The organism is Chitinophagales bacterium, from assembly GCA_041392475.1.
In the GTDB taxonomy this organism is placed as follows: Bacteria; Bacteroidota; Bacteroidia; order Chitinophagales; family UBA2359; genus JAUHXA01.
The window spans coordinates 2,783,233-2,795,684 of record JAWKLZ010000001.1; the positions used below are offsets into that span (position 1 = coordinate 2,783,233).

Consider the following 12,452-nt stretch of genomic DNA (forward strand, 5'->3'; position numbering starts at 1 on the left):
TGGGGATGCCCTTTTGCTGCAATTTGCAATGGTCAGCTTGGGGCATCTACCTCACATCTACATTCAAATCTAAAAATGAATAGCAAAGTACTACAAGTACATTTTGAAGTTGAGTTTGTACTTTGAATTTGAAGTTTTACTAAACACATCTTTTAGATCAAACAAAAAATAACATTAAAAAATGAAAACCATATACAATTCATTATGGGGAATATTATATGCACTACTCATCCTTATAGTTGCTCCATCCCCTGTTTTATTATCCCAAACCCCTACATGGTCGGTCAATCCTGCAGGTTATGCCAATACCATGACCATCACTGCCGAGTTGAATTTGGGCTGTGAGCGTTCTACTGACACCAATGACTTAGTAGGAATTTTTGACAGTGCCGACAATTGCAGAGGAGTCGCCAATGTCATCAATCAGTTTGGCAGTTATTATGTATTCTTGACCGCCTATAGCAATGCTTCTTCGGGCGAAACCCTTAGCCTAAAAATCTACGATGACAGTGCCGACACCGTGTATGATGCGGTCAGCACCATAGAGTTTGTGAGCAATGCCATTATTGGTACAGTCAACAAACCAACTACCATTCAAGAAAACAACCCTCCTACCGATATCAATATCAGTAGTTCGGGGATACAAGAAAACCAGCCTATCGGAACAGTCGTTGGAGCTTTCACTACGGCAGATGAAGACGATGGACAGACCTTTGCTTACTCTTTGGTCAGTGGCGAAGGAGACACCGACAATGCCAGTTTTACCATTGATGGAGCCGATTTAGAAAGCGCAGAAGTATTTGACATGGAAACAAAGGATAGCTATCTGATTCGAGTCCAAACTACGGACAGTGGAGGATGCAGCTATGAAGAAGCCTTCACCATCATTGTCAATGACGGCAACGACCCTCCGACCGATATCGATTTGTCCAACTCAGAAGTTGCAGAAAATGAAGATATGGATACTTTTATTGGGAGTTTGACTTCAACCGATACCGACCCCGATGATACACATACTTACAGTTTGGTGCCAGGAGATGGTGACGACGACAATGAGTCTTTTGCGATTGACGGAGAAGATTTGGTGGCAGACGAAACATTTGATTTTGAAACCAAAGACAGCTATACCATTCGGTTGCAAACCGAGGACAACAACGGAGGTACTTACCAAGAGCAATTTACCATCACGATTACCGATGCCAATGACTTCCCAACTGCAATGACATTGGACAACAACAGCATTGCAGAAAACGAAAGCCTTGCTACTTGGATAGCGACCATGAGCAGCATCGACCAAGATGTAGCGGATTTTCACACTTACACTTTGGTCAATGGAGAAGGGGATGACGACAATGCAAGTTTTAGCATTGCAGCAGAAGATTTGGTGAGCAACGAAGTATTCAATTTTGAAGTAAAAGACAGCTATACCATTCGCCTTCAAACCGATGATGGCAATGGTGGCACTTATGAAGAAACTTTTACCATCACCATCACCGATGTCAACGATGCTCCAACCGACATCAGTTTGTCGAGCTACGATGTAGAAGAGAACAAAGATTCCAACACTTTTGTCGCAGCCTTTAGCACAACGGACGAAGACAGTGGCGATAGTTTCACCTATAGTTTGGTGGCAGGTGATGGCGATGCAGACAACGGCAGCTTTCAAGTGGTCAATGGTCAATTGTTTACCGATGAAATGTTTGACTTTGAAGCCAAAAGCACCTACAGTATTCGAGTGCAAACCGATGACGGCAATGGTGGCACGTATGAAGAAATCATTGCTATTACCATCAACGATACCAACGATGGTCCCACTGCAATGGCATTGGATAACTCAGCCATCAACGAAAACGAAGCCAAATTGACCTTTATTGGTTCATTATCGACCACAGACGAAGATGCCATAGACAACCATGCGTATCAATTGGTCAGCGGTTCGGGCGATGATGACAACAGCAGTTTCATCGTTCAAGGCAACAAAATTTTGGCGGCATCTTCCTTCAATTTTGAAACCAAATCCCTCTATACGATTCGAGTACAAACCACCGACAAAGACAACGAAACCTATTCTACTTCTTTCATCATCACCATCAAAGACATCAACGATATGCCAAGTCAATTGACGATGAGCAGCCTTCAAGTAGCCGAAAACCTGGCAGAAGGAACGGTAGTCGGTACGTTCAATACATCGGATGAGGACTTGGCAGACGTACACACCTACAGTTTTGTCAACCAACTACCCAACGACCACGATGCATTCTATGTATTTGGCAATACACTCCGTACCAATACCGTATTCGACTACGAAACCGACTCGACCTACATCGTATATATTGAGACCAATGACGGCAATGGAGGCACATTGACGAAACAGTTTTTTATCAAAATCACCAATGCCAACGATGCACCGACTGCCCTATCTATGAGCAGCAGCAATGTAAAAGAAAACAAAGAGGTGGGAACCATTGTAGCGACTCTTAGCAGTACCGACATTGACGACAATGAAACCTTTACTTACAGCTTAGTAGCAGGAGGAGGAAGCGAAGACAATGGCAGTTTTCAGATTGTAGGACAACAATTGCAAACTGCGGAAACCTTCAATTTTGAAGACAAAGCTACCTACTTCATTCGCTTGCGGACTACGGATAGTGGTGGCAAATTCCACGAACAAGCCCAAGTTATTCAAGTTACCGATGCCAATGACGCTCCCTACAACCTAGAGTTAGAGAATATCTATTTCCAAGAAAACCTCGCCGTCTCAACCGTTGTCAGTAGCTTGTCGACGATGGACGAAGACCCCAACGACAACCATTTTTACAGTTTGGTCAGCGGTGAAGGCAGTAACGACAACAGTAGTTTCAGCATCGTTGGAGGACTGTTACTGGCAAATGTTTCTTTCGATTACGAATCCAAAAACACCTACTCGATTCGCCTCCGCACACAAGACAACAGTGGTGGCAGCTTTGAAAAACAGGCAACGATTCACATTTTGGATGCGAATGAAAATCCCGTAGAATTGACCATCAACAATACCAACATTTCCGAAAACGCACCCTTTGCGACTTCCATCGGAGTATTCAATACGGTCGACCCCGATATTTTTGACACGCATTTCTACAGTTTTGCGAACATCACACCAAACAACAACAACCAATTCATCATTGTAGAAGACGAACTTCGCAGCTTTGAAACCTTTGACTACGAAACACAACAAGTATATTTTGTGTATGTGCAAACCAATGATGGAAAGGGCGGTATCTATACCCAACAATTTATCATCAATGTCAACGATGCCAACGATGCGCCGACTGCTCTTCAATTGTCGTCCAATACCATTGCCGAAAACCTACCCGAAAGCAGCAATGTTGGCTACTTCAACACGACCGATGAAGACGCAGAGGACAACTTTACCTATGCGCTTGTCAGCGGATTTGGAGGAGAGGACAATGCAAGTTTCAAAATTGAAGGAAACCAACTGATAAGTGCCGAAATGTTTGATTTGGACACCAAAAGCAGCTACTCGATTTTGGTGCGAACCTATGACAAATCAGAAGCCTATTTCGACCAAATATTTACCATCCTCATCACCGATGCCAACGATGCACCTACTGCCCTTTCGCTCGCCAATCCGAGCCTAAGCGAAAACAATGCAATCAATGCAGTTATCAGCATCTTCAGCACAACCGATGAAGATGCCAATGATACATTTACCTACACCTTGGTAGGCGGACAAGGCAGCAACGACAACAGCAGTTTTGCCATCAACGGCAACCAACTTTTGGCAAAGGAAAGTTTCAACTTTGAAGCCAAAAACCAATACAACATCCGAGTGCAAACCAATGATGGAAATGGCGGCATGTTTGAAGAAGTGTTCACCATTTCGATTCAAAATGCCAACGATGCGCCTACGATGCTCGCAATCAACCAGGCAACAATTGAAGAAAACCAACCTGTCAATTCCCTGATAGGTGCGTTTACTGCAACAGATGAAGATACAAACGAAACCTTCACCTATAGTTTTGTAAATGAAGGCAGCCACAACAACCAAAAATTCCAATTAGTCGGCAATGAACTACGCACTTTTGAAGCCTTCAATTACGAAGCACAAACCGAATATTACGTCAATATCAAAGTAACGGACAAAGGCAATGCTTCTTATACTAAGAGTTTTTTGATTACCATTTTGAATGCCAACGATGCACCGACAGCCCTTCAATTGTCGTCCAACACCATTGCCGAGAACTTGGCAAGTGGCAGTAAAGTCGGAAATTTCACGGCTACGGACGAGGACTTCAATGAGCAATTTACTTACAGTTTGGTCAGTGGCATCAACGACGACGACAACGAGTATTTTCAAATCGTAGGCAATGAACTCCAAAGTGCCACCATGTTTGACCTAGACACCAAAAGCACCTATCAAATCAGGGCACAAGTCCGTGACAAAGCAGATGCGACTTATGAAAAAGCATGGACCATCACCATCACCGATGCCAACGATGCACCTACTGCCATGAGTATGTCGAGCCAATTCATCGCTGAAAATCAACCCATCGAAACAGTAGTCGGAAGCTTGAGCACCGCAGATGTAGATGCCAATGATACCTTCACCTACAGCTTGGTGTCGGGCAGTGGCGACAACGACAATGGCAGTTTCCACATTGTCGACAATCAATTGGTCAGCGCAGTCGTGTTCAACTACGAAGTCAAAAACAGCTATACCATTCGCATTCAAACAGATGATGGCAATGGAGGCAGTTTTGAGGCAAGTTTTGTAGTACAAATCACTAATGCCAACGACCTGCCGATTGGCTTGAATCTCAACAACAATCTGGTCAGTGAAAACGTGGCACTCAGCACACCCATTGGGAATTTCGCAACGGTGGACGAAGACAGCAACAACAGTTTTGTTTACACCTTCATCAACAGCGATTCCAACGACAATGCCTTTTTCTCAATTACCGACAATACTCTCTACACCAACGAACACTTCAATTTTGAGGCACAAAATGTCTATCACATTGAAGTGCAAACCAACGATGGACAAGGTGGAACATTTACCCAGCAATTCACCATCAACATCACCAATGCCAACGACCAACCAACTGCTTTGGAACTATCTTCACACACCATTGCCGAAAACCTATCAGTAGGCAGCAATGTGGGTTTTCTTTCGACGACGGACGAAGACAGCAACGACGATTTTAGCTATAGTTTGGTAGCAGGTATTGGAGCAAACGACAATGCGAGTTTTAAAATCATTGGCAATGAATTGGTCAGCAATGTCGTGTTTGATTTGGACACCAAAGAAACGTATTCCATCAGAGTACGCACAAGTGACGGAAAGGGCGGTAGTTTGGAGAAAATATTTGCCATCAACATCACCGATGCCAACGATGCACCTACGGCTATTGCTTTGAGCAATCTCAACATTGAAGAGAATAAAGCAGTGGGTACGCTTATCGGCACACTTTCAACAACAGATCCCGATGAATTGGACAATTTTACTTACAAACTGATTGCAGGAACGGGCGCAACAGACAATTCTCGTTTTGTCATCAGTGGCAATCAATTGTTGAGCAACAAAGTGTTCAACTACGAACAGCAGGCGAATTACAGCATTCGGGTATTGACCGATGATGGCAATGGCGGAAAATTGGAAGTCGTGTTTTCTATCAAGGTTTTAGATGCCAACGATGCACCTACTGCCATGCAGTTGAATCAAAACAGCATTGCGGAAAACAAGGCTGGCGGCACTTTGATTGGTACTTTGAGTACTTCGGATGAAGATGCAGCCGATGCACTTGCCTATACTTTTGTGGCAGGAAATGAAGACAATACGTATTTTGTGATTGAAGGCAATCAATTGAAATCTAAGGCGGCATTTAACTTTGAAGATCAGTCGTTTTACCAAATCGCCATTGTAGTAAACGATGGCAAAGGTGGCTCTTTCACACAGGAATTTGTAGTGAGCATTATCGACCAAAACGATGCACCGAGCGAGCTTCAATTGACCTCCAATACGATTGCAGAGAACCTACCAATTAACAGCACCGTAGGATTTTTGGAAACAGCAGATGAAGATGCCAACGAAAGTTTTACCTACAGTTTGGTGGCAGGCGAAGGCAGCAATGACAATGCTCAATTCAAAATCGTTGGAAGTGAATTAAAATCCAACGCCGTGTTTGACTTGGATGTGAAAGATGCCTATTCTATCCGCATCCGAACAACGGACAGTGCAGGTAGTGCAATTACTCGCATCTTCAATATCTTGATAACAGATACCAACGATGCCCCTACTGCTCTTTTGATGGAAGTCCAACAAATAGCAGAAAATCAACCCATAGGAACTATCATTAGTCAACTTTCGACACAAGACCCCGATGCCCTTGACCAATTCACCTATCAATTGGTGAATGGCACAGGAAGCCAAGACAACAGCAGTTTTGCAATAATCGGCAAACAATTGGTGACTACGGTAGCCTTCAATTTTGAGGTAAAAAACAGCTACAATATCCGATTGCAGACCAATGATGGGAATGGCGGAACATTCCAACAAGCCTTCACCATTGCAGTGACAGATGAAAACGATGCGCCAACACTTTTGAAATTGAGCAATGCAATGGTTTCGGAAAACCAATCTGTTGGAGTGTTCATTGGCACATTTTCTACGGTAGATGAGGATACAGGGGATTCTTTCGCCTACAAATTCATCAACAGCAACGAAAACGACAACTCCAATTTTACCATTGAAGGCAATACACTCAGAACCAACACAGTATTGGATTTTGAAACCAAAGCTTTCCACACCATTGAGGTAGAAACCAATGATGGAAATGGCGGCACTTACTCCCTTCAAATGACCATCACGGTTACGAATACGGACGATGATGCCCCAACGGCTATCAGCATTACCCGAAACAATGTTCCCGAAAATCAGGTAATTGGTACGATTGTCGGCAAACTCAGCACACAGGACATTGACGGAACGGGCAACTTCACCTACACATTGGCAGCAGGATTATTGGACAATGATCAATTTGCCATTGACGGCGATGCCTTATTGACCAATGCGGTATTCAACTATGAGGTGAAAAACAGCTATCAGATTGTGGTGAAAACGGAGGATGAGAACGGAAGCAGTTTTGAGCAGAACTTCACCATTGCAGTGACAGATGAAAACGACCAACCGACTGCAATCGCATTGTCGAATCAGAGTTTTGCAGAAAATCAAGCCATTGGCGTGCTGATTGGCAGTTTTTCGACTACAGACGAAGATGCGAATGATAGCTATACCTACCGTTTTGTGGAGTTGCAAGCCAATGACAACGAGCTATTTTCTATCGTAGGCGGTGAATTGCTCACCAATGCGACCTTCAATTTTGAAGGAAAAGAAACCTACTGGATAGATGTGGAAACGGACGACAACCGAGGAGGAACGAAACAACAGTCTTTTCAAATTACCATTTTGGATGCCAACGATGCGCCGAGCAATTTGAGTTTGTCGAACGAAAGTATTGCAGAAAATCAAGCCGTTGGAACTTTGGTGGGTTTGTTGAGCAGTACGGATGAAGATATTTCAGACAGTCATACCTTCAGTTTGGTGACTGGTTTGGGCGCAGAAAACAATGATTTGTTTGCGATTGCAGACAATCAACTGTTGAGCAATGCCATTTTTGACTTGGAAACGCAGCCCGAATTGCGAATCCGCATCAGAAGTACGGATGCTCAAGGCAAAACGGTAGCAAAGGCTTTCATCATCACGGTCAAAGACGAAAACGATACTCCTACCGAATTGAACCTATCGAGCCAAAGCATTGCAGAGAATCAAGCAATTGGAACAAGTGTCGGCACACTCAGTACGCTTGACCCCGATGGTGACGATGTGCATAGCTACGAATTGATTGAAGGAATGGGCGGCGAAGACAATGCTTTGTTCAGCATTCAGGGAAAAGAATTGGTGAGCAATGCAGTCTTTGATTTTGAATCCAAAAACACCTATTCCATTTTGGTGCAAAGTTCGGATGGACAACAAAATGGAATCAGCCGAGTATTTACCATCCAAATCACCGATGCCAATGATGCGCCTGCTGCAATCAGCCTTTCTCCCGCTTCAATTGCAGAGAATCAAGCGATTGGAACTTACATTGGTAGCTTCACCGCTTCAGACCAAGATGCGACCGACAGCCATCAATTCCAGTTGGTGAACAGTGGAAGTGGCAACAACAACGACCATTTTTCGATAGTGAACAATGAGCTTCGCACCTTCAAGGTTTTGGATTTTGAAGCACAACCAACTTACTTTATTGAAGTGATGGCAGACGATATGCGTGGTGGCACTTTGACCCAAATTTTGAGTGTCAGCGTGACGAATGCCAACGATGCGCCTACGGCTTTGACGATTAGCAACAATGTGGTCAGCGAAAATGCGGCAATGGGTGCTTTGATTGGTACTTTCTTTACAACCGATATTGATGCGGGCGATGTGCATACCTACAATTTGGTGGCGGGTGCTGGAAGTGTCGACAATGCTTCTTTTAGCATTGCAGGGGCAGATTTGTTGTTGAATACTGCATTGGACATCAACCAGAAAGACAGTTATTCAATTCGGGTAGCGACTTCTGACATTGAGGGCAAAACGTTTACCCAGACCTTCAATATCCAAGTCACAGATGTGAACAATGCTCCAACGGCTGTTTTATTGTCCAACCTCCGCATTCGTGAAAACGAAGCGAGTGGAACAATCGTAGGTAGTTTGTTGGCAGAAGATGCGGATGTGGATGATGAACACAGTTTTGAATTGGTGACGAATGAAAATGCGCCTCACAGCGAATGGTTTAAAATTGAAGGGGGACAGTTGGTATCGGCGATTATCTTCAATTATGAGTTGAATCCTACGCTGCAAATTGCAGTAAAAACAACCGACTCCAAAGGCAGCACGTTTGAGCAAGCATTTACGATTGAAGTGCTGAATGTCAATGAAATGCCACAAATCGTGACCGAGTCTTTGAGCATTGCAGAAAATACGGCACAGGCTTCAACAGTTGGTACAATTGAGGCTACGGATGAAGATTTGGGTCAAACGCTGACTTTTGAATTGGTGAACGCAAATGATGTGCCTTTCCAATTGGATGCTGCAACGGGTGAACTGACTGTAGCGACCAACCGACTGGACTACGAATCACAAACTTCCTACACTCTAGAAATTGTGGTCAATGACAATGGAAGTCCTGTGTTATCAGCTTCTAAAACCATTGAAGTGAAGATTGAAGACTTGATTGAAACGAGTCAAATTTTGCCTGCCAACAACTATTTGTCGCCAAACGGTGATGGCTCCAACGATTATTTTGAAGTGCAAAATGTGGAACTCTATGCGGATTTTGAATTGACGATTTTCAATGCGAATGGTGAGGAGATTTTCTATCAAGCAAGTGGTTATCAAAACGATTGGGATGGCACTTATAATGGTGAAGTTTTGCCGACGGGTGTGTATTACTACTTGTTTAGGAATGTGAATGATTCGGAGGAGGTGTTTAAAGGCACTATTTCGATTGGGAAGTAATCAATGTAGTTGCCAAATTTATTTGGCTGACTTGAATAAGGTGTCATCAGGAGTTTGATGATTGATGACACCTTTTATTTTTTAACCAGCCAAATAAATTTGGCGGTTACTTTAACAAAAAAATAACAACACAACATCATGAAAAATATATTTATTACAAGCATCATTTTTTTAGCAACTGTGCTGCAAATGCAAGCACAACATTTGTCGGATGCCTATTACGCTCAGACAATTGACCAAACACAAATCAACCCTGCTTATGCCAAACAGGGCGAAGACTCTAAGTTGACGGTTTTTCACCGCAGCTTGTTGAGTGGCATTGATGGTGCGCCGAGCAATACGGCGATTAGTTTTTTGAAGCCTTTGGACGAAAATACAGGTGTTGGAGGAAGATTGACCTCCGATACAAGGGGTGTTTTTTCGACCCTGCTTTTGGAGGGGATGTATGCCTATCAAATTTCGATGAGCGAAAATGAATCGGTTACACTCGGTGTGTCGGGTGGTTTCCGCAAAACGGACATTGACATGGGTTCGTTGGACGGACAATATGTGGATTTAGACGACCCTACTTTGATGGCGGACAATTTTGGTGGCTACAAATTTATGGCGGGTGCTGGTGCGGTATATCGGCAGACGCAGCAGGGATTGGAATTGGGTGTTTCGATTCCAACTTTGGTATCACACGAAGGCAGTTTGACCGACTTTGTGGTGGCGCACGGTTCGGTGAAGTTGGCGGTGGGCAATCAATTGGCTTTGAAGCCAAATGTGATCTATCAGGTATTGCCGAATAGCAAAAACCAATGGCAGGGAACGGCTCAGTTGGAAGTGAAGGAGAAGTTTTGGGCGATGGCGGGCTATCGCAGCAACAAAAGTTTGATTGCTGGCGCAGGAGTGAAATTGAACAAATTGGACTTGGGTTATGCCTATAGTGCGAGTGGCGGCATGTTGAACGATTTGTCAAGTGGTGGGCATGAGTTGAAGTTGAGTTTTAGCTTTCCAAATAAAGGGAAGGGTGTGGAAGTAGATGCGCCTGTGGAGGAGTAGGTTTGTGATTGTATCGCTTTGAACAGGAATAGATTACGAAAAGGAATCTCATCCTACGTAGTTTGAACAGAATCAATCGAGTGCAGAAAATTCCTTTCAGTAGTAGATTTTTGTTCAAGGCTTCATTTGTTCAAAAACGAATAACTCTGTCATTTTTCTGTCATAAGAAAAAAGGCTGTTAATGTTTTTGAAAAAAAAGCAACGATAGAGATAGCGTCACTACACTCTGAAAACAGCATTTTTTCTTAGGCAGTAATTCAGCCTTCAATGGCTTCGGCTGTTGGAGGCTATTTGTCAAATTTTTGGAAAATCATTTTTTTATTCATTCATAAAACATAAAACTTATGCGTAGTTTAATTTTTACATTTATTTGTGTGTGTTTTTGTTCGATTTCATTTCTACAAGCACAAGTCACAACTGATTTCATTTCTACAAGCACAAGTCACAACTGATTCCAATTTTACAATAGCATCAAGTCCGGTTGCTGACCCTATAACTTTAAGCGATTTCACAGTCCCGAGTGGTAACAATCGAGTTTTGGTAGTTGCGGTAGCAAGTTTTAGTAATAATGTACCTACTTCTGTCACCTATGGAGGTACTGCCATGACACAAGCTATTGTAGAAGATGCTTTTATTGAGGTTTCACTTTGGTATCTAGCCTTGGGTTCAGGAGCAGCAGTCGGTCCTTCCGACATAGTAGCCAATAGTGGGGTAACTTTAGCGGCTGTTTCGTTTCAGAATGTCCATCAAACAGCGGTTGTGAACAATAGACTTGTTCGGCTCGATAATCAGTGAATAATAAATTATTGAAAATATTTAATGATTTATTATTTTATGCTTAAAACACTCATAAACAAATGTTTTGAAAAAGAGTCCTATATTTTGATTATAACAAATGTTTTTCAAGAGGAAAATAATTGCACACAACAAATCACTTTTCACATAACTCTATCATAATCAAATCCGTACAAGTCTAATGGTGTAAGTGATTCCAACAATTCAGGAGATTCTTCTTCTAGTCTCTCTATTGCCACTACCTCTGTCAATAATTTAGCAGTAGATGTCCTATTTCCAAATGCTGGTGGTCCTTGGACACCTAATCATACAGAAATAGATGACAATACTGTCATGCACATGGGTTCTGCGGTAGGAACAGGAGGAAATGTGAATTTGGTTTGGAATAATGATGATGGAGGTTCGTCAGTTGGACATGCACATGCTGCAATTGAGTTGATTGGAGTTGTTCCCTCTGCTGATTGTAGTGGTGGCGGAACAGAAACCCTAACATTTATTGCAGGAGAAAGCAATGGTTATGGAGATATTCCTACGGGTAATTTCGGTACTATTGGTGGTGAGATTGGACCTCTTGCTACAGTTTGTGGAGAAAGCGGTGATCCAGACTGTGCGGGTTTGAGTCTTTCAAGTTCATCCGATCTCTCTGTAAGTGCAAGTGGAATGTGTAAAAATGCAGGAGAAACAATTGGGATAGCATTTAGGCAGACTACCACCTACTTCGAATTGTCTTTTACAGGTAGCTTTACCATAGCGAGTATAGACGGAACCCTTAGTGCTCCTACTGGAACTATATCAAGCTCTCCTGCCACTTTCATAGGGAACTTTGATGGTTTTGTATTGGAAAACGCTGGTGGAGGTAGTTTTTGTGTAACAGGTGGTGTAGTGGGTTGCCCTGGTTATGTTCATTCTGCTTCTACTGCAGCTATTCCGACTCTCTCCCAATGGAGCTTAATCATCTTGGCTTTGTTGTTGATGACTGCGGGTACTTTGTATCTGGTACAGCCAATGGTTCGGGGTGCTGAATTGCAGAAGAAAAGCTGATAAAGAAAGAATT

At 43.1% G+C, this 12,452-nt stretch carries 4 protein-coding genes; all 4 read left to right on the forward strand.

The genetic code is table 11. The annotated features are described in order from the left end of the window. Positions 1 to 181 precede the first annotated feature (181 nt). The gene (locus tag R3E32_10315) at positions 182 to 9,559 is read left to right on the forward strand and encodes a cadherin domain-containing protein (GenBank protein ID MEZ4885108.1); all 9,378 of its coding nucleotides are present in this window, start codon (positions 182 to 184) and stop codon (positions 9,557 to 9,559) included. Between the two features lie 138 nt (positions 9,560 to 9,697). Then, positions 9,698 to 10,603: a PorP/SprF family type IX secretion system membrane protein gene (locus R3E32_10320; protein ID MEZ4885109.1), complete on the forward strand. Its 906-nt coding sequence runs from the start codon at positions 9,698 to 9,700 to the stop codon at positions 10,601 to 10,603. 537 nt (positions 10,604 to 11,140) lie between these two features. Then, entirely contained in the window at positions 11,141 to 11,398 is a 258-nt protein-coding gene (locus R3E32_10325) for a hypothetical protein (GenBank protein ID MEZ4885110.1), read from the forward strand. 339 nt (positions 11,399 to 11,737) lie between these two features. Then, the gene (locus R3E32_10330) at positions 11,738 to 12,439 is read left to right on the forward strand and encodes a hypothetical protein (GenBank protein ID MEZ4885111.1); all 702 of its coding nucleotides are present in this window, start codon (positions 11,738 to 11,740) and stop codon (positions 12,437 to 12,439) included. Positions 12,440 to 12,452: the final 13 nt, after the last annotated feature.